This window comes from Rahnella inusitata (genome assembly GCF_003263515.1).
Lineage (GTDB): Bacteria > Pseudomonadota > Gammaproteobacteria > Enterobacterales > Enterobacteriaceae > Rahnella > Rahnella inusitata.
Map to the genome: position 1 here is coordinate 1 of NZ_JYDE01000008.1, position 20,723 is coordinate 20,723.

At 54.1% G+C, this 20,723-nt stretch carries 15 protein-coding genes; 8 read left to right on the forward strand and 7 right to left on the reverse strand.

The window, feature by feature from the left end; translation table 11 throughout:
- Positions 1-35: 35 nt before the first annotated feature.
- From TU92_RS05270 to TU92_RS05280, 3 genes are all read right to left on the reverse strand, one after another.
- Positions 36-2,465 (reverse strand): DUF3772 domain-containing protein, encoded by a 2,430-nt coding sequence (locus tag TU92_RS05270; protein ID WP_112165010.1) that lies wholly within the window; start codon positions 2,463-2,465, stop codon positions 36-38.
- Positions 2,466-2,615: 150 nt separating this feature from the next.
- Positions 2,616-3,434, reverse strand: coding sequence for a DUF2905 domain-containing protein (locus TU92_RS05275; RefSeq protein ID WP_112165012.1), 819 nt, complete (start codon positions 3,432-3,434; stop codon positions 2,616-2,618).
- Positions 3,435-3,463: 29 nt separating this feature from the next.
- Positions 3,464-5,122, reverse strand: a complete 1,659-nt coding sequence (locus tag TU92_RS05280) for a multidrug ABC transporter permease/ATP-binding protein (protein ID WP_112165014.1) — start codon at positions 5,120-5,122, stop codon at positions 3,464-3,466.
- A gap of 150 nt (positions 5,123-5,272) precedes the next feature.
- On the opposite strand from TU92_RS05280, the gene TU92_RS05285 reads away from it, so the two are divergent.
- Positions 5,273-6,559 carry a DUF445 domain-containing protein gene (locus TU92_RS05285; protein WP_112165016.1) on the forward strand — a complete coding sequence of 429 codons (1,287 nt, stop codon included), beginning with the start codon at positions 5,273-5,275 and terminating at the stop codon, positions 6,557-6,559.
- Between the two features lie 44 nt (positions 6,560-6,603).
- On the opposite strand, the gene TU92_RS05290 is transcribed toward TU92_RS05285, so the two are convergent.
- The gene (locus TU92_RS05290; RefSeq protein WP_112165018.1) at positions 6,604-7,701 is read right to left on the reverse strand and encodes a glycerol dehydrogenase; all 1,098 of its coding nucleotides are present in this window, start codon (positions 7,699-7,701) and stop codon (positions 6,604-6,606) included.
- A 391-nt stretch (positions 7,702-8,092) separates the two neighbouring features.
- On the opposite strand from TU92_RS05290, the gene TU92_RS05295 reads away from it, so the two are divergent.
- On the forward strand, positions 8,093-8,275 hold the full coding sequence (locus tag TU92_RS05295; RefSeq protein WP_112165020.1) for a hypothetical protein: 183 nt from the start codon (positions 8,093-8,095) through the stop codon (positions 8,273-8,275).
- A gap of 180 nt (positions 8,276-8,455) precedes the next feature.
- Here TU92_RS05295 and TU92_RS05300 read toward each other — a convergent pair whose 3' ends face one another.
- Positions 8,456-10,111 (reverse strand): glucan biosynthesis protein D, encoded by a 1,656-nt coding sequence (locus TU92_RS05300; protein ID WP_112165022.1) that lies wholly within the window; start codon positions 10,109-10,111, stop codon positions 8,456-8,458.
- Between the two features lie 416 nt (positions 10,112-10,527).
- On the opposite strand from TU92_RS05300, the gene TU92_RS05305 reads away from it, so the two are divergent.
- Positions 10,528-11,916, forward strand: coding sequence for a CoA transferase (locus TU92_RS05305; protein WP_112165024.1), 1,389 nt, complete (start codon positions 10,528-10,530; stop codon positions 11,914-11,916).
- Between the two features lie 5 nt (positions 11,917-11,921).
- Here TU92_RS05305 and TU92_RS05310 read toward each other — a convergent pair whose 3' ends face one another.
- Entirely contained in the window at positions 11,922-12,773 is an 852-nt protein-coding gene (locus TU92_RS05310) for an AraC family transcriptional regulator (RefSeq protein WP_112165026.1), read from the reverse strand.
- Positions 12,774-13,024: 251 nt separating this feature from the next.
- On the opposite strand from TU92_RS05310, the gene TU92_RS05315 reads away from it, so the two are divergent.
- The 5 genes from TU92_RS05315 (at position 13,025) to TU92_RS05335 (ending at position 20,357) form a co-directional block, all read left to right on the forward strand.
- Positions 13,025-14,863 (forward strand): DUF2264 domain-containing protein, encoded by a 1,839-nt coding sequence (locus tag TU92_RS05315; protein WP_112165027.1) that lies wholly within the window; start codon positions 13,025-13,027, stop codon positions 14,861-14,863.
- A gap of 40 nt (positions 14,864-14,903) precedes the next feature.
- Positions 14,904-16,190, forward strand: a complete 1,287-nt coding sequence (locus tag TU92_RS05320; protein WP_112165029.1) for an oligosaccharide MFS transporter — start codon at positions 14,904-14,906, stop codon at positions 16,188-16,190.
- Between the two features lie 39 nt (positions 16,191-16,229).
- A complete protein-coding gene (locus TU92_RS05325; protein ID WP_112165031.1) occupies positions 16,230-17,420 on the forward strand; it encodes a glycoside hydrolase family 88 protein in 1,191 nt (396 codons plus the stop codon).
- Between the two features lie 389 nt (positions 17,421-17,809).
- Entirely contained in the window at positions 17,810-18,424 is a 615-nt protein-coding gene (gene rcsA, locus TU92_RS05330) for a transcriptional regulator RcsA (RefSeq protein WP_112165033.1), read from the forward strand.
- Between the two features lie 238 nt (positions 18,425-18,662).
- On the forward strand, positions 18,663-20,357 hold the full coding sequence (locus TU92_RS05335) for a methyl-accepting chemotaxis protein (RefSeq protein ID WP_112165035.1): 1,695 nt from the start codon (positions 18,663-18,665) through the stop codon (positions 20,355-20,357).
- Between the two features lie 98 nt (positions 20,358-20,455).
- Here the strand turns inward: TU92_RS05335 and dsrB are convergent, their stop codons facing one another.
- Positions 20,456-20,653 (reverse strand): protein DsrB, encoded by a 198-nt coding sequence (gene dsrB / locus TU92_RS05340; protein WP_112165037.1) that lies wholly within the window; start codon positions 20,651-20,653, stop codon positions 20,456-20,458.
- Positions 20,654-20,723 lie beyond the last annotated feature (70 nt).

Consider the following 20,723-nt stretch of genomic DNA (forward strand, 5'->3'; position numbering starts at 1 on the left):
CGCAGGGGGAGGAGCAAAGCGTTTTAAGGGTTAAACTAGGCTTCATCCTCAGCCGCTGCGATCTTCGCCAATGGCTGCTCCAGCACCATGGTCTGCGTCTGACTCAAACTGATCTCCGCGGCACGCAGCATTTTCAAAATCTCGTACAACAAGTCACTGCGCGTTCCGCCCACCATACGCGGGCTGTTGACGTAGCCGGTGACGCTCAACACAATGCCGGTCGGGCCCAGCTCTTTGAAACTCACAGACGGCGGCGGGTTTTCCAGAATGGATTCGTGCAGGTTGTAGGCATCCAGTAACAGTGTGCGGACCTGTTCAGGATCGATGTCCAGCGGGAAGGTCAGCACGATGGTCGCGACGCCCTGCGCGTTACCCATGGTGGCGTTACGCACGTTCTGCGAGATGAGCTGCGAGTTCGGTACAATGACCGTAGATTTATCACTGAGCTGAATTTCCGTGGCGCGGACGTTGATCCGACGAATATCCCCTTCCACACCGCTGATGCTGATCAAATCGCCTACTTTCACCGGACGTTCGGTCAGCAGGATCAGGCCGGAGATGAAGTTCTTCACAATTTCCTGCAAGCCAAAACCGATACCGACCGACAAGGCGCTGACGATCCACGCCAGTTTGTTCCATTCGATACCCAGCGACGACAGCGTCAGCATGATGATCAGCACGTAACCGACGTTGGTGAACAGCGTCACCAGCGAGGCGCGCATCCCGCGATCCATCATGGTTTTTGGCAGAAAATCATTATCCAGCCAGCGTTTGGCAGAGCGCAGGACGTACCAGCCCACCACCAGACACAGCACGGCATTCACGGCATGAGCAGGAATAATGTTCAGGCTTTCGAGGCCTTTACCGCCCCACATGTCGACGATTTTACTGAGCAATTCCAGCGGCGTGGTCGTCCCGAAAGTCCCGTTGAGCAGCGCGACGGCGGCCATCAGCAACAGTGCGGTTTTACCTATTGCCGAGAACAGCGTGGCCGCCAGCGACAGATGGCGATCGTTAACGCTCAGCGTGCTTTTAAGGATTTTGCCGCTATGTGTGGTGTCAGAAAATACGCTTTCACATAAATCCACCCAGAAGTGGATCAGCAGATACAGGCTGCTGACCACCAGACCGATCCACAGTAGTTCGAAGGTCACGAAACGCGCCAGAGGAATGTAACCAATCAACAACGCGATAAGAATGACGAATGCCGTGAGGCTTATCAGCAGATGGATAAGTCCGGCGATCGTTGAACGCGCTTCCGTCTGCTCGCCGTCGGCGCGCATTTTGCGGCGCATCCGGTTCACACGAACCGGCGCAATCAGACAGTTCAGCGCCACCAGCAACGCCGCTAAACCGTTGCCAAACAAAGTGGCGGCAATGCTCGCGCCGACCAGATTATTCAGCTGTTCGATAATACCGAACAGGAAAATAAAGGACGCCAGCAGGATCGGGAATGAACCCAGCGTTTTCGCCAGCGGATCTGCAATGCCGGGCAAACGCCATGACGGATGGCTGTTCGACAGCAGCGCGATACCCAGACCGGCGATCACAGCGGAGAAATAGGTCAGCTCGACCAGCTGTTCGGCAAACTCATTCACCCACTGCGACGTGTCGGGCAGCCGCGTGAAGATGTAACACAGAAGCTGCACGCTGATGCCGAGCGTAAAAGTGGTGCTCAGCGTGGTGAAACACGCGAGGAAGCTGCGGCGAAAACGTCCGTGAGGCAACCAGCGCGGCAGGATCCAGTTCATCGGACGGTCCAGCAACTTGCGTCCAAACAGGCCAATCACGAGCGCCAGCAACAGATAAATACCGGTGCCTGCCCGCCAGTCTTCGCTCCACGCCTGTGTCCAGGCGTCATGAACCTGTGAACCAAAATCATCGAAACGCGCGGCATCGTCATCATTAGGCGTAATCAGCGGCGACCAGAAATTGCCGCCAAGAACGCTGCCGGTGTTCAGCGCGATTTGGGTCTTCAGCGCATCACGGCGCATGCCAGAAATCTGGGAAGACAGGTTTCGCGCACCGGTGGCGATGCCTTTGGTTTGTTCGATCTGCGTGGTCAGGAGCGTCTTGCTGTTGTTGAGCTTATTACGCTGGCTGACCACCTGAGGGGTTTCGGTCAGCGTGCCTGCCGCCGGTGCCGGGCCGAGAACGTCCAGCTGCGCCTGCACCTCTTCGAGCTGCGGTGCCAGCGCCACGGCCAGTTTGTCGGCGTCTTCGGCAAGCTTTTGCGCGCCGTCGTTCAGGCCGGTGAATTTCTTGTCGGTTTTGGCCGCCGAGACCTGTTGTTTCAGCTGGTCCAAACGTTTTTGCAGCGCAGGCAACGCCGTGCTGGCGTTCACTTTGACCGGCTGAGCCGCCGCCGATTGCCCGGTAGCTTCATCAGCCTGACTCAGCGCGGGCGTCATCATCAGACATGACAACAATGCCAGTAACAGCGGCATTCTTAAAAATTTTTGCATAGAAAAAGGGTTCCGGAAGTTCGGGGAATTATTGTTTTTGACTCTGCGGCTAAGAATACCTGTTCTTAATGGGAAAAGTAGTAGGGATTATCTGTTTGTCAGCCGGGTTCATTAAGCGGACAGCACGCGGACGCGCACTGTCCGTGCGGATCAGTTGGATTTACCTAACATCTGGCGCAGGATCGCCGCAGAGTCCGCTGGCTGAAGGGCCAGAATGCCGGAATACAGGCTGATGGAAATCTCGCACACTTTCTCGCGATCAACGTCCGGCTTAGTCAGGTCGCTGAACATCTGCAACTGGTCGCCGTACATGTTTCCGAGCGCCTGACGCACCGGTGCCATCATCAGAATGACTTTTTCTGTGCTAACCGCAGCAGGAAACTCACTCTGTTGCGGGCCGGTCGCCAGCAGTAAATCATTCATGGTGCTGAGATCTTTGCTAAACAGCGCCGGTGGCAGCACTTCTGCCGTATTCACCCCGCCGCTGACCTGCGGATAGAGAAACTTAAAGCAGGTGCCGTCTTTGCGCGCCAGCAGAGTTTGCATTTCTTCGAGATTGACCTGCATGGCCGCATTCACGGCGGCATCTGGCGCATGAACAATGCGTTTCGACAGCAGTTCGGACACCATCGGCTTGACCGTATCAATGGCTTCCTGCTGGGGTTTGCCGTCTTTTTTCATCTTCAGAATATTGCTGCGGATCTGTGCGTACAGCGCCGGCTCCTGCGCTTTGATGGTGCCATACAGCGGCAGTTCAGCGAGCGCCTGATCGATTTTCTGCTCTTCGCTTTCCCCCATGACGCGCGGTTTGATCACAGCGTTCCATAAAATATTCCCGCCGATAATGACCACTAAGAACAGGATGATACCGGGCAGGCGACCGATTTTGCCCTTTTTACGTAAAAAGCTGATCAACACGGCCAACACCACGCCGCTGATGCCCCATACCATCACTTCATTCCAGTTCATGACTTTTCCTTTATGTCAGAAAACGGCGCTTAAAGGCCGATTTGTGCGACTGCATCACGGCTGGCGTCAGCGCGATCCTGCCCGTGCAGCTCTTTAAGTTTACCCTGTCGCATTTCCAAAAGACGATCGGCGTGTTCAAAATAGTGGTCATCGTGGCTGATTGCCAGCACGGTTTTGCCCATGTCGCGCAGCTGCGGTAAAAGTTCGCGGTAGAACGTACGGCGAAACTGCGGATCCTGATCGGCTGCCCATTCATCGAGCAACAGGAAATCACGCCCTTCTGCTGCGGCCAGCAACAGCGCGACACGTTTACGCTGCCCGGCGGAGAGTTGCAGATTGGTCACTTCGTTGCCGTTTATCTGGAGTTTTTCTTTCATTTTCAGGCGTTGCAACCAGTCTTCCACCAGCAAAGGATCCGGCGTCTGGCCCTGCGGGCCCATCAGCTGGCCAAACAGGTGGAAATCCGTGAACACGGCGGAGAAAATCTGGCGATATTGTTCGACGTTCTGCGCCGTAACCGGCACGCCGTCGAGAAGAATTTGCCCGGAACGCGGCTGATAGAGACCGGTCAGCAGCATCGCCATGGTCGATTTGCCACTGCCGTTGCCGCCTATCAGGAACACCAGTTCACCGCGCGTGATGGTCAGATTGAGCGGCCCGACGCCAAAACCGGCACTTTCTTCTTTGCCTTCATAGCTGAAGACCAAATCGCGCAGTTCCAGGGTCTGCCAGCGCGCAGGCGCTAACGGCGGCGTAAAGGCTTCATCATACTCAGCAAGCTTCAGGGCTTTCAGTTTACCGAACGCTACCTGAGCGCTGAGTAACGTCGGCAGTGCGCCCACCGCCTGCAACATCGGCGTGCGAAGGAACAGCAGCGTCAGGGAATAGGTCGCGGCGACGTCGGTATTCGACCACCCGAGCGTATTGGCCATAAAGAATACCAGGCCGATCGCGCCCAGCATCATGATATTCGACCAGTTTACGGCGCTTAGATGGAAGGTATCAGCGCGGATAATATGGTGGCGGTACTCTTCAGCGTCTTTGCGATAGACATCATCAAACAGATGACGCGCGCGCTCGCGGTTGAGCGCCAGCTCTTTACGCCCTTCGATCACTTTCTGGTAATCGGTTTGCAGTTTGTCTTCCGCATCACGCACTTTCGCCAGATGGCTGTAGACGTGCGAGACCAGTTTGAAGCCGCCGACAATGGTGATCACCAGCCAGATGACCGTCACCAGCAGCATTTCCGGCGACAGCCACGCGAGATACGCCGCACAGCCGATGGTCAGGATAATCCCCTGCACCAGCTCCGGCAGTCGCACAAACGCCAATGTGATGTTACGAATATCGCTGCCGAGGCTGGCAAGCAGTTGCGCATTGCCGATTTGCTCGATGCGTTCAATATCGGTATCTAAAATACGTTTGATGAATTGCCCGCGCAGGCGGTAGATGAAGTGGTGCCCGAGAATGGTCAGCGCCAGCTGCGAGCCGAGCGTGACCGCCATCAGCAACAGAAGCAATCCGAGAAACTGCGGTAACACCATCAGCGAAGCGTTCGTCGTTTCAATCAGTTTGAGATTGATAAAAGCGATCAGGCCAATGCCCAGTACGGCGCTGAGCAGGCTCAGCAACATGACGCCTAAAAACGGCCAGCGATACTGCTTAAAAACGACGCGTAACAACTCCATGAAATGCTCTCATTGTGAATGCCTGAAAACGGATTGCAGGCAGTTTAATGAGACCTTGTGTCATATCAAGAATAATTCTCATTTTATCAACTTACTGTAACATCCGGAAAAAAAGCTGACAGCCCGCTTTTCGCTTCCTACACTGGGGCAATGGATAAAGAACAAGAACTTCGCCGAAGTAAACGTAACGCACTGGGGCTGCTGCTGATTGCTGCGGCCTTGTTCGTCATCACCCTCTTTTTGCCGCCGAACTTTTGGGTTTCTGGGCTTAAAGCCATTTCCGAAGCAGCGATGGTTGGCGCAATGGCCGACTGGTTCGCCGTCGTGGCACTCTTTCGCCGCGTGCCGGTGCCGTTTGTTTCCGCGCATACGGCGATCATCCCCCGGAATAAAGACAAAATCGCCGACAATCTGGCGGTCTTTGTGCAGGAGAAATTCCTCGCACCCGCCACCCTCATTAACCTGATCCGCCAGCATGATCCGGCACAGATGCTTACCGACTGGCTGAATGCGCCGGAGAACGCGCAGCGTTTCGCCAAATATGCGGTGAAGTTGATCCGTGGCTTTCTGGATGTCACCGATGACCAGCGCATCGCACAGCTCATTCGCCGCGCAATATACCGTGTGATCGACAAAATCGACCTGTCGGCCTCCATTGCCACGCTGCTGGAAAGTCTGACCAAAAATGGCCGCCATCAGGAATTGCTGGATCAGGCAATGGATCAGCTGGAGATTTTGCTGGCCAAAGACAGCACCCGGACGTTTATTTCTGCGCAGATCGTAGGCTGGATGAAGCGCGAACATCCGATGACTGCCAGGCTGCTGCCGACCGGCTGGCTGGGGCGCAACGGCGCGGATATGGTATCTAATGCGGTGAATTCGGTGCTCGACGATATGGGTAACGACAAAACCCACGCCTTCCGCAAAGGGTTTGATCGCTCGGTACAGAGCTTTATATGGAAACTGCAAAACGATCCGGCGACCGCGCAGAAAACCGAAGAAATTAAACAGTATCTGAAAGATGACGAGAAGCTGAACGCCTACGTGCTGCAACTGTGGGGCGATATGCGCAACTGGCTGAAGGAAGATTTAGAAAACGAGGATTCACGGGTATTGGCCAAAGTCACCGAGTCCGGCCAGTGGCTGGGTAACGCGCTGGCGCAGGATGAAAAACTGCGGTCATCACTGAATCTGCAAATGGAAACCATCGCTGGGAAAGTCGCCCCGGACTTCGCCGCATTCCTCACCCGCCACATCAGCGATACGGTCAAAGGCTGGGATCCGCGTGATATGTCCCGCCAGATAGAGCTGAACATCGGCAAGGATTTGCAGTTTATCCGCATCAACGGCACGCTGGTCGGTGCATTTATCGGGCTGGTGCTGTATCTGCTCTCGCAACTGCCTGTGGTGTTGCCCTGGGTGATGGAACGGATGTAATGAACCTGACGTCCTCCCCCTTCACGGGGGGAGGACAGAAAAACTTACTTCACAGACTTACTGAACGCATCCACGGCCAGAATCGCACTGGCGACGTCTTCCGGCGACAGGTTGGGATTGAGGTTGCCGAGCGTATCGCCTTCCCCGCCAGCCAGCGCACCCACTTTCACCAGATTGGCGAAAGTTTCGTTTTCCAGATGCATCTCTTTCAGCGTGGTCGGCATTTTGATCGCGCGGTAGAAACGCACGTACTTCGCGATTTCTTCGTCCGGACGCTGTTCCAGCACCATCTGCGTGAGCGTGCCATAAGCGACTTTTTCGCCGTGCGTCAGGTGGTGAATATCACCGGAAATCGCCGTAAAACCGTTGTGGATCGCATGCGCGCCTGCAAGACCGGCATTTTCGAAGCCCAGACCCGACAGCAACGTGTTGGCCTCAACGACGGCTTCCACTGCGGGCGTGACCAGTTTTTGCTCGACGGCGGTATAGGCGCTGTAGCCGTAGGTCAGCAGCGTTTTTTCACAGGCTTCGGCAATCGCCATGCCGGCAATGGTCGGGTCACCGCCCACCATTGAATGTGAATGGGAACGCAATACTGCCTGCGCTTCGACAAAGGTCGCCAGGCCGTCGGCGATACCGGAGGCGAACAGACGTACCGGTGCCTGCGCGCAGACGTGGGTATCAACCAGCACCAGATCCGGGTTTTTATTGTAGAAACGGTAGGATTCGAACACACCTTCATCGGTGTAAATCACCGAGAGCGCGCTGCATGGCGCATCGGTAGAGGCAACGGTCGGGACGATCACCACGTTTTGCTTAAGCTCATCGGCAATGGCTTTCACGGTATCAAGGGTTTTACCGCCACCGAGACCGACCACCACCTGCGTTCCGGCATCACGCGCAATGCCCGCCAGACGGGTAATTTCACTGGCAGAGGCTTCACCGTTAAAACGCTCGTAGTGGAATTCGACCTGCGCCTTTTTCAGTGATGCCTTGACGCGGTCACCGATAATGCCCCAGACCACGTCATCAGCAATCAGGAAAGATTTGCCGCCAAGCGCCGGTAAATATTCCCCTAACTCATCCAGCACACCGCTTCCCTGAACGTATTTTCCTGGCGAAGAAAAGATAAATTTACTCATGATAAAAACCTCTTTTCGTAGACAATGTTGATGTGAATGACTCATTTAAAGGTAACGCAGTCAGCCCGGTTCGCCCACCCTTTTAATTCACATTAACAGCATGACTTGCCAAGAAATTTTATTTGTTATCAGGATGATTTATCCCCACGAAAAATATAGTCTACTGATGAATTAATCACCAAAAAAGACTATTCGACTTCACAACCAATATGACTGCCTTTGTTAGGTTTCAACTATCAAATACATAAACACCACCGACTTTCACTTATCAATCTTTCCCGTAAAATGCACCTCATTGGCAGCACGTCGTAAGCAAAGGTCCGTCGTTTTAAGTCAGCCAGCTTGCTGTTAGCCACACCTTTACTAACTTCTGAAATGAATGAGGAACAGCATGTATAACTTTCAACGTTACAACGCCAAAGAACTGGCCCTGGCCTATATGAGCAGCAAACCACACGAGTTCTCGCCACACGAATTCTTGCAACAGTTGAAAGAAGTCGAAAAATCTTTCGACGCGGCGCTGAGAAATCCTCAGCAACAGCCGCAAACAGGCATGCTGGTCAAGGCGTTCTGATTGCCGTCTCCGCCTTAGTCAGCGCAGTGCTCTTGTTTTACCCCATTCAGATCCTGTGTCCGGTTCTTCTGCATAAACAAGACAGTAGAAAAGCAAAAAGCCCCGAGCGAATCGGGGCTTTCTGTTATCTGGAATGATGAATCCCCACAACCCTGCGAGTTGCAGGGAGGATAAAGGGGATCATCTCATCGTGCGATCGTCGATATACTTTCTGTTTTCCGGCGCCGGCGGGAAATACTGATACAGCCAGGTTTCAGACAGCGCGGTCTGGCCGGAGCGCAGGAACATACGCAGCTCAACCGGTGCGACAGAATCGCTGTCCGGATACCAGTCAAACAGGATCCGGTAACCGTCGAACGGCTGCACATACAGAATCTCTATATTCTGGATTTTGCCGTGAGAGACGTTAATCACCGGCTCAATGCCTTTATCCGCAAAGGCTTTCAGCTCGCCGCCCACAAAATCGATGGCAAAACGACGCGCCCAGACCGCCGGATAGTTTTCCCCTGGTGCCCAGCCTTCCGGGAATCCACCCATACCGGTACGGGTCGCCAGCACATTCGCCAGCGGACTGCGGTGCGGCGGCGTGCCGCTCCAGAACAATTTATAGCTGAAGCTGAACTCTGCACCGGCTTTGACCGGGGTTTCCGGCTGCCAGAAGCACACGACGTTATCCAGCGTTTCGCCGGTCGTCGGGATTTCCATCAGGTTAACGGCGCCCTTCCCCCAGTCACCCACCGGTTCCACCCAAAGGCTTGGCCGCTTGTTGTACCAGCCAATCACGTCCTGATAATTGTTGAACTCGTGGTCGAGTTGCAGCAAGCCAAACCCTTTCGGGCTGTTATCGGCAAAGGCGTTAAATTGCAGACGCTTCGGGTTATTCAGTGGACGACAGACCCATTCACCGTTGCCGGTCCACATTTGCAGGCGGTCGGAGTCATGGATTTGCGGATGGATGGTGTCGCAGCGGCCACGCTCACTGGTGCCGCAGCTGAACATGCTGGTCATCGGCGAGATGCCCAGCTGTTTAATGTCTTCACGGGCATGCAGATGGTTTTCGATTTCCATTACCACGCGGGTCGGTTCGCAGTGGATCACGAACCTGTAGGCACCGGTGATACTCGGGCCGTCCAGCAGTGCATAGACCGTGAATGTGGTGTCGCCCGGTTTGGGCGTATCGAACCAGAAGGCAGTGAAATCCGGGAACTCTTCCGGCTGATCGGTAAAGGTATCCACCGCCACACCGCGCGCTGAAAGACCGTACTGATAGGTATCATCCACCGCGCGGAAATAACTCGCCCCCAGGAAAGACACCACGTCACGACGCGTCAGTTCCGGCGCTTTGTTGACCTTGAAACCGGCGAACCCGAGGTTGGAAAAACCTTCAAGCTGCTTGGTATCTACGCCAGCATCGTGATAGTTGAAAAGTTCAGGGCGAAAATGGATTTCGCGCGACAGATGTTTAACCGGATCGACGGAATACATGCGCACACGGCGTTTGAAGCCCATGCCGACATGGAACAGTTCGACGTCCAGCTGCCGGTCCTGAAGACCGTTCCACAGCGAATGGGCGTGATCGTACTGAATGGCGTTGTAGGCCTGCGGCGTCAGCTCGGCCAGCGTTTTAGGTAAAGGAAGCGGCGCACCGCCGTAAGGTTTATCTGCTAAGTCCTTCGCCATCTTTTGCAGGGCGTTGAAATCAAATGGCAGTTCGCCACCGTCAGCCACATTCGCCTCTGCCGCCTCAGCGGAACGGGTGAACAGTGTGGACATAGCCGGCACACCGCACCAGGCGGCGAATGCCATTGAAGCTTGAATAAATGCTCTTCGTTCCATGCCAGAATCGTTTCCTGTACTGGGCAAAAAATCTGGGGGCATCGCCTCAGGGCGCCGCCCCCGCGGTGTTCAAAAATTTCGACCCTAAGGCTAACGTAAAATTCACATGCCGAGTATAAGAAATTGAATGCATTCAGCTAATATTTTGCTTGTAAAAGTAAGCACATCACACACCGCTCAGCCCCCGTATGTCAGGGGCTGAGGGTATTTTCAAAAACGCCGGTTTAAAGCGTTTAAAGTGCGCTGTTTTGGTGCGTAGATTGCGGGTGTTTTAGGAGCATTCTGTTGCGGGCACCGGGATAAACCGCTTAATTCTTAACTACTCACTCCCTTATTTGGCGCACACTGTTCAAAATGTTATAAATTTGTAAATACAAATATCTCAAAACAGTTGCCCCGCACTCAGGAGTTCCAGCATGTCCAGTGAGATCATCCGGGAAAAAACCCGCGAACTTTACGCACAGCTGACCGGTGACGAATCCTTGCCCGCTGCTCTTTCTGTTACCGGCGAAGGAAATCTGCCAGCTTACTATCCGGTGACTCCGCTTATCGCCGCTTCTGTCGCGGTGGCCGCGCAGGCGTTGTCGCATTTGTTATCCCTTCAACACGGCAGCGCGGATGCCGTAACCGTGGACCGGCGGCTGGCATCGCTTTGGTGTAAAAGCAGCCTGAAACCTGATGGCTGGGCGCTTCCTCCGGCCTGGGACAGTCTGGCGGGCGATTACGCCACCGCCGACGGATGGATCCGTTTGCACACCAACGCGCCTGCGCATCGCAAAGTGGTCGAAACGGTGCTCGGTAAGGCCAACAGCCGCGAGGAGCTGGCGCCACGGGTTGCCCGGTGGAAGAAAGCGGAGCTGGAACAGGCGGTGGTCCAGGCGGGAGGTTGTGCCGCTCAGATGTTCAGTGTCAGTGACTGGCAGCACCATGTGCAGGGAAAATCGCTGGAAAATGAGCCATTGTTTCAGCGTTCACTTTGCGCACCTGCCGCGCCGCCGCATTGGGCGTTAGAAGCGGATCGTCCGCTGGCGGGCGTGCGCATTCTGGATCTGACCCGGATTATCGCCGGTCCCGTCGCCACGCGTTTTCTGGCGGGGCTGGGCGCGGACGTGCTGCGCATCGATCCCTTTGGCTGGGACGAGCCGGGCCAGGAAGCGGACGTCACGCTGGGTAAACACTGCGCCCGGCTGAATCTGCACAATCCACAGGACCGGCATCGCTTCGAAACGTTGCTGCGCGAGGCTGACGTTATTGTTCACGGGTATCGCGCGGGAGCATTGCATAAACTCGGCTACGGCAGCGAGCAGCAGCGTGCGCTGTCGCCTGGTCTGGTCGATGTCTGTCTGAACGCCTACGGCTGGAACGGGCCATGGCGCGAACGTCGCGGATTCGACAGTCTGGTGCAGATGAGCTGCGGAATTGCAGAGTTTGGTATGCAGCAATCGGGCAGTGATCAACCGGTGCCACTGCCGGTTCAGGCGCTGGATCACGTCACCGGATACCTGATGGCGGCGGCGGTGATTCAGGGGCTGGCGCAGCGCGTCACTACCCATCAGGGTAGTGAAACACGGGTATCGCTGGCGCGGACGGCACATGAACTGACGACGTTCGATGTGGATGATACGACACAGCAGCCGGTGATTAACGCAGCAGGTGAAGATGACTTTTCGCCGCAACCGGAACACACCGTCTGGGGCGCAGGCTGGCGGTTACTTCCCCCCGTGTCGCTCACCAAAACGTCGTGGCGCTGGAGTCTGCCCGCTTCCCCGCTCGGCGCTTCTCCGGCAAGCTGGCAGAAGGCGTAATTATCTCACTGCAACAACGAAAACGCCGCTTTGCGATATTGCAGCGGCGTTTTCCCTATCATCTTTTTGAAACGGGTGATGAAGTACGGCGCGTCGGCGAATCCGCATTGTAACCCGATACTTTCCACCGGGCGGTCAGTTGTCCGCAGCAATTCGCAGGCACGCTTCACCCGGCGGGTGGCAAGATAATCCTGAATTGATCCGCCGGTTTCCTGCCCGAACACCCGCGAAATATAGCTTTCTGAAAGTCCCACCGCCGCCGAGAGGCTGGCCATCGCAAACTTCTGCTCATAATTTTCTTCAATCCACTGCATCACTTTTGACGCCGTCGTACGGCTGATGTTTTTCGGCGTGTCCTCCTGCGCAGGCATAAACGCCATCAGCTGTAATACCAGCATGGCTATCTCTTCCCACTGATGTGTCTGCTGTTCGGAAAGCTGATTGAACTGCTCGAGGATGATTTCAATGTGCGGTGCGAAATCACTGAGGTCAAAAATGTGTGCAGTACGATCCGCATCCCATAACCGCGCGAAACGGGCGCGGCGCTGCGGGAAAGATTGAAGGCAGCCGTCGAGCAGCAGGTGGTCGAGATGAATAGTGGTGCGCTCGTAGGCATTATTGCCGTCCGCTTCGACAAACACTTTGTGCAGCTTGAAGGGCGGAAATACAAACAGCCTGCCCGGCCTTAACGTGTATTGCTGATTATCGACGATCACGATGCCGTAGCCCCGGCTGACAAACAGCAATTCCAGACACTGATGCCAGTGGAAATAATTGGCGCTGCCGCGGCTCATGCGATTAAAAGAAACCTGACGTTCATTAAGGGCAATACGTTCCAGATAATCGGATACCGGCATTCGTTCTTTCCTTTCATCGACAGTGCGGATGACAACAAAACACAATTTTCGGTCTGTTTTTTATAATTTAAGCCGTTTTACCGCCAAATTCGCCATGACAATTTAAAAATTCGCATGATTCTGTGAGCCCCGTAACAATCAGCATTTTCCATTTCTCTATATTTCAATCGCGACACAGAGAATTGAAATAATATTTCAAATTATAAAAACCTTAATTACCGGTCCCTTAACACCTCACCGGGAGAGCTTTTATGACGCCAAATAAAGTGAATACTGATAATCCGCTGCGTACTCGCGATGACGTGCAATATCTGTTGAATGACCTGCTCTCGGCGGTGTCGCCTTATACCCAAAAAGGCGAAAGTGGCATCGACCTTGGGAATTCCACCACCCACTACGGCAAAGAGATTGCCAAAATGGAAGCGCTGTCGCGCATGTTGTGGGGAATTTTCCCGCTGCTGGCCGGCGGCGGCGAATGCGCCGATCTGCCCTTCTATCTTGATGCTATTCGCCACGGCACCGACCCGGAACATCCGCAGTACTGGGGAAAAATCCGCGATTTCGATCAGCGCTGCGTCGAAATGGCGGCGTTTGGCGTCGGGCTGGCGCTGCTGGAAAAGCGTCTGTTGCAGCATTTTACGCCGCAGGAACAGCAAAATCTGGCCGACTGGCTGGATCAGGGGCGCGATGCAGTGATCCCCAATAACAACTGGAATTTCTTCCCGATCATGGTGCAGATGGGCTTCAAGAAGGCCGGTTTGCCATGGGACAGCAACGCCGTCGCCACCCGCTTTGACCTGATGGAAGCCTATTATCTGGGGGATGGCTGGTATTCCGACGGCCCCGGCAGGCCGCGCGATTATTACATTTCCATGGCGTTCCATTATTACGGCTTACTGTACGCGCAAAATATGGCAGATGTGGATGCCCCCCGCGCTTATATGCTGCGCCAGCGGGCAGAGCTGTTTGCACAAGACTTTATCACCCTGTTCTCCGCCGGCGGTCAGGCCGTGCCGTTTGGCCGCAGCCTGACCTATCGCTTTGCCGAAGCGGCTTTCTGGAGTGCGGCGGCGTACAGCCAGCTCAAAGTGTTTACGCCGGGCGTCATCAAAGGGCTGATCCTGCGCCATCTGCGCCACTGGCTGAAACAGCCGATTTTTGACCGCGACGGTGTGCTGAGTATTGGCTATCACACGCCGAATCTGGTGATGGCTGAAGACTACAACGCACCGGGCTCGCCTTACTGGGCGTGCAAACTGTTTCTGATCCTCGCGCTGCCTCAGGAGGAGGCTTTCTGGCAGGCGGAGGAAGCACCGCTGCCAGAACTTGCGCGTAGACACTGCATTCCTCACGCGAATCAGATCCTGATGCGCGACGACGAAAGTCAGCACGTGGTGATGCTGACCTCCGGGCAACTGGAACTGAATAACTTCGTCAACACCGAAGCCAAGTACACCAAATTCGCCTATTCCAGTGAGTTCGGTTTCACGCTCGATCGTGGCCGTTACGGGCTGAATCACGCCGGTTGCGACTCGATGCTGATGCTTTGCGAAGGTGACGGGTATTTTCGCGGACGTCGCGATTGTGTGGAAACGCGGATAACCGAATCATTCATTTATTCGCGCTGGCTGCCGTGGCAGGACGTCTCAGTGCGCACCTGGCTGGTTCCCTGCGGTGACTGGCATCTGCGTATTCATCATCTGGAAAATCAGCGTCCGCTTGATACCGCCGAAGGTGGCTTTGCAGTGATCCAGGATCCGACAACAAAAGCTGAAATTTTTGCAGGTCAGCAGGCGATTACCGTGACGGCGCGCAACGGCATCAGTCGGATTGTCGGCGCAGATGACAAGGCATTGCGCGAAGCCTCCACGGTCGTGACGCCTCCCAACAGCAGCATTATGTTCGCCGAAACCGCCGTCATTCCGTTGCTTAAAAGCGCTTACCCCGCCGGTTCGCACTGGCTGATAAGCGCGGTTTGCGCCTCGGCGAGTCAGGACATCAGCACGCTGGCCGTACCGGAGATCACCCACGAGGGCGACTGGTTGCACTGGCAATATCAGGGGCAGAGCGGCCAGATTTCGCTGGTCTGACACTCTTTAGTCAATAACGGCAGATCTTTCAGGAGTCACTATGAAAGCCATAAAAACAGCCAGTAAATCGGCTTACTATAAAATGAGTAGCTTTATATTCCTGTATTTCTTCACATGGTCTTCCAGCTTCGGGCTCTACGCCCTGTGGCTGGGACAAAAGGCCGGGCTGGACAGCATCAGCATCGGTACCGTCTTTGCCATTAACGGTGTTTTCGCGGTGATCATGAAGCCGGTGTACGGCTACATTATGGACAAGATCGGCATGAGCAAATCCCTGCTCTATTTTGTCGTGCTGGTGTCCGCGCTGATGGCGCCGTTCTTTATCTTTGTTTATCAGCCGCTGCTTGAAAGCCATCTGATGACTGGCATTATCGTCGGCGCGCTGTATCTCAGCCTCGGCTGGTACGCCGGTGTCGCCGCGTCGGAATCCTACGCCGATCGCTTCAGCCGTCTGTATCACATGGAGTTCGGGCAGGTCCGGATGTGGGGATCGCTCGGCTGGGCACTGGCCGCGTCGTTCTCCGGCGTGCTGTTTAACCTCTCTCCGGCGTGGAACTTCGGCCTGAGCAGCGCAACGTCGCTGGTCATGCTGGGCGTGTTGCTGTCGCTTAAAATCGGCAGTGAAGAGCTGAAAAATAACGACGTGATCGCACAACAAAAGATCGTGTTCAGCGATGTGATCCTGCTGCTGAAAAACCGCAAATTCTGGATGTTCTCGCTGTACGTTGCCGGTGTTGCCTGGATGATGTTTGTGGCTGAACAGCAGTTCTCGCGCTACTTCGTCACCTTCTTTGACACAAAAGAGCAAGGCAACGCGTGGTACGGCTATCTGAGCACTGTGCAGTCCGGTTTTGAATTCCTGATGATGATGGCTATCCCGTTCCTGGTGAACTATTTTGGCGCCAAAAAGGGTCTGCTGATGGTCGGAGCGGTGGTGGGTATTCGTCTGATTGCCTCCGGACTGACCAACGACCCGCTGCTTATCTCGATCATCAAACCCTTTTACGGGCTGGAAATTTCTCTGCTGCTGATTTCGGTCTTCAAATATATCGCCGAGCATTTCAGCAAACGCGTCAACGCCACCATGTACCTGCTGGGTTATCAGGCGATGATTTACGTCGGTTCGATTGTGATAGCTCCGCCTGCCGGTTACCTGTATCAGCGCATCGGATTTGAACACACCTATCTGATTATGGGCGGTATCGCGCTGTTCTTCACGCTGGTATCAGCCTTCACGTTATCCGCCTGCCAGAGCCGCCGCGATGGCACGCCCGCCCCGGAGAAATCGCCGGATGAGCTGACCGAACTGACCCCAGCCAAACACTGAAACATTGAATTTCTTACTGAAAAGAAAACGGGAGAACCTATGACGATGAACATCGCGAAAGAGAATTTATTGCCGATCGAACTGAATCAGTTAGACAGGATTGCCTTTGCCGAAAAAATGCAGCGGGCGCGCCGGACGGTACTGAGTAAGATTTCCCGCAACGTGGAAAAGTTTGGCGATAAATTTCCGGCGGAAACCTGCGAAAACGGCCACTATCCACTGACCGACAACGTCGAATGGACCACCAGCTTCTGGACCGGTCAGCTGTGGCTGGCATGGGAGATGACCGGCGACGATCGCTACCGTCACGCAGCGGAAAAACAGGTGACATCATTTGGTAATCGCATCGCCAATCGCATTGATACTGCGACGCATGATTTGGGCTTTCTTTACAGTTTATCCTGCGTCAGCGCGTATAAACTGACCGGCAACCGTCAGGCACGCGGCTTCGCGCTGCTGGCCGCTGAAGCCCTGATGGAACGCTTCAACACTAAAGCAAAAATCATTCAGGCATGGGGCGATTTGCAGGATCCGGAACAGGCCGGGCGGATGATCATCGACTGCAATATGAACCTCCCGCTGCTGTACTGGGCGAGTGAACAAACCGGCGAACCGCGCTTCGCCGAGGCCGCCCGCGCACATGCAGAACAGGCAGCAAAATATATCGTTCGCCCGGACGCCTCGACGTACCACACGTATTACATGGATACCGTGACCGGCGAACCGCGTTTCGGCAATACGCATCAGGGGTACGCCGATGACTCCTGCTGGTCACGCGGACAGGCGTGGGGGATCTACGGATTCCTGCTCAGTTATCGCTACACTGGCGATGACAGTCAGGTCGAACTGTCGCGTCGGCTGGCGCATTACTTCCTCAATCGTTTACCCGAAGACGACGTGTGTCACTGGGATTTAGCCCTGCTCGGCACCGATGCCGTGCGCGACAGTTCGGCGGCGGCGATTGCGGTCTGCGGGTTGCTGGATTTGGCCACCACCCTGCCCGCTACCGACGATTTGCGTGCCTGCTATGAAGAAATGGCGCTGCGCATTATGGATTCCCTGACCGACAATTACCTCGTGGGCGATGAGGAAGATTGTGACGGATTGCTTAAGCATTCGGTGTATCACATGGCGAGCGGTAAAGGCGTGGATGAATGTTGCAGCTGGGGAGACTATTTTTATGTCGAAGCGCTGGTGCGCCTGACGCAATGCTGGCAGTCGTACTGGTAAATTTTGTGGACGCGGTGGCCTGCATCGCGTCCTGTTAACTTGCCGTTTACAATGCGTGAATTGTTTTGAAGCATTTTGCGCCTCTTCATATCAGTGCTAAGTATTCCCAGACGTTATAATCACCCATCTGTTAATAAGTATTCCTGCTATGTCCTTACATCCTTTAGGATTAGTCTTAATTCCCTCGCTTTTTTGTTCAGTCACAAAGTAAATCCTGACATAAACCAAATTAATCTAATTCGCTAACTGTCTTTAAACGCTAAAAAAAACTTTGAAACTGCGTATTTTTCATGCGAAAAAGAGAGTCAGCACATTCTGTGTGCTTTTGAGATTTCTTACGTTCGAATCCAATCATTACGCCGAACAAGGACGTCCTGTGAGGACTCATTATGCAAACGATAATCTTAGATCCCTGCCGTTTTACCCGTATTGGATTGCAGCAATTTCTCGCCGTTGACCATGACATCTGTTACGTCAGCCACTTCGACCAACTGCAAAAAAGTTGCAGTAATCTGAATCCGTCAGTGGTGTTTATTAATGAAGATTGCATGCAACCCAATGCGGACAGTAAATCTCGCCTGCGAGCGCTGATTACTGAATATTCCGACACACTATTTTTTATTTTTATGTCCAGCACACGTATTCATTTTGAAGAATACGTTTTCGTTCGCAAGAACGTGATTATCACCTCGAAATCCATTAAGGCTGAAACCCTCAAACAGTTGCTGAATCACCCGCGGCTGCCGCAGGCGCAAAACCCTGCCAGCAGCGGTGTACTGGATATCCGCCCCGTCATGCTCAGCCGTTCTGAATCGGCGATGCTGAGAATGTGGATGTCGGGGGATGGCACCATTGAAATTTCGGACAAGCTGCAAATAAAAACCAAAACAGTGTCGTCTTATAAAGGAAATATAAAGCGGAAAATAAAATCACCGAACAAACACATTATTTACCACGTTGTTCGTTTATGTGATCAGCTTACAGACGGTATTTATGTCCGATAGTTTTCTTCCATTTCCAGCTATTCCTACAGGCTATGCATTTGCATAGCCTGTAGAAAGCTACACAAAGTTGCGAAATGAGATCCGCGTCGCAAATATAAACTCAATCTCCGCGCTGATTTGCCGATGTCCTTATATGGCGTGTTTTCGTCACGACAGGACTTGCCCGCAGGCAGACCCTATATCGCTGTCACTCACCGACTTTCTACGCCGGTGAACAGGATTAACAGAGCGGAAAAAAATGGATACTCCTTTAAATTTAAATACCAGAACCTCTTTTATCAGCAATATTCGCCTCATCACTCTGATCAGCCAGATTTTAGTGGGGATCCTGTTCCTGTTTGCCGTTTCCATCGGCACCTCCAGTTTCTTCCTCAAACAAAGTAACGCGGCGTTATCCAATGCCACGCAGGAGTTGCAAATCCGTCTGGCGCTGTCGAACAGTTCCAATCACCTGCGCACAGCGCGTTTGTTATTGATTCAGGCGGCTGCGGCCGCGCGCGTCGGCGATCAGGACGTCTTCAAAAAGAACCTCACCGACGCCGCCAGCCGTCTTAAACAATCGCAGACGGCTTTTGATACTTACATCAACCGTCCAGGCAAAAATGCCACCGATCTGGCACTCGATGAACCGTTGAAAAAATCCTACGTCGCGTACATGACGCAGGGTATGGAACCGATGATGGCTTCCGCGCAGCAGGCGCATTTTGAGGAAGTGATTTCTCAGGAAGCAGAAACCGTGCGTGAGCTGGATCTGGCCAATAATATTCCGCTGTTGGCTGCGATTGCTTACCGCACCGAAACCGCCAATAAAATCAACGATAAAGCACAGCATGATGCCACGCTGGGTTATGCCCTAATGGGCGGCGCTTTCCTTCTGGCACTGGTGCTGACGTTCTTCACCTATCTGGTGATGCGTAAAGTGATCATCAATCCGCTGAACCGTCTGGTGGTGCGTATCCAGAAGATAGCCGAAGGCGATCTCACACAACCTGCGCAGAACAACGGACGGAATGAAATCGGCGTGCTGAGCAGCAATGTCGATCACATGCAGCATTCGCTGGCCAGCACCGTGCTGACCGTACGCGAAGGCGCGGTGTCGATTTATCAGGGCTCGACCGAAATTGCCTCTGGTAACACCGACCTTTCCTCCCGCACCGAGCAGCAGGCTGCCGCGCTGGAAGAAACCGCCGCCAGCATGGAACAGCTCACCGCTACCGTGAAGCAGAACTCCGAAAACGCCCATCACGCCAGCAAACTGGCGGCGGCAGCGTCGAATAAAGCGCAAAAAGGCGGAGAAATCGTCGCCAACGTGGTCAGCACCATGGAAAACATTTCCCGCAGCTCGACCAAAATTGCCGAAATCACCAATGTTATCAACAGCATTGCCTTCCAGACCAACATTCTGGCGCTGAATGCTGCGGTAGAAGCCGCCCGCGCCGGTGAGCAGGGTCGTGGATTTGCGGTAGTCGCCAGCGAAGTGCGTAATCTGGCACAACGCAGCGCACAGGCAGCGAAGGAGATCGAATCACTGATCGAAGAATCGGTGGATTTTGTTGGCGAAGGCAGCATTCTGGTCGGCGATGCAGGCACCACGATGTCTGAAATTGTGACGGCGGTCAGCCACGTCACCGACATTATGGGCGAAATCGCCTCGGCATCCGATGAGCAAAGCCGGGGGATCAGTCAGGTTAGCCTGGCGGTGTCTGAAATGGATGGAGTCACGCAGCAAAATGCCTCGCTGGTGCAGGAAGCTTCTGCCGCCGCCGCGTCTCTGGAAGAGCAGGCAGCACGCCTGACGCAGGCGGTTGCAGTGTTTAAGATTGATACTGCACAGCGTCCGGCGGTACATCGTGTACCCGCTGCACGCGTCCTGCCGGGCGCTCCACGTGCAGACAAAGGCACCCACACCGAGCAGAACTGGGAAACCTTCTGATTTTTGACGGCAATACGCTTTACTGAACCGCAGACAAAAAAACACCGGCAGCGATGTCTCCGGTGTTTTTTTTATGGAAGTGATAACTACGGCGAGATTCAGGCTTCGCTGTCTCGCGGTACGACGAAGGTTCCGTCTTTAGTATCGCCTTCATTGAAGAACCAGATACCTGCCGGATAATCTTCCAGCGCGACCAGATACATCACACCTTCGTAAAACTCTTCTACAGCAAGTACTTTACCTTCGCGACGCGGGCCGCCGTCTGTTTTTACTGTGACAAGATCATTAACTTTCATCAGGTTATCCCATGGTTTTCAATTGTCTTTATTGTAGTACAGACTGCCGGAGAAAAGCACGGTGGGAGGT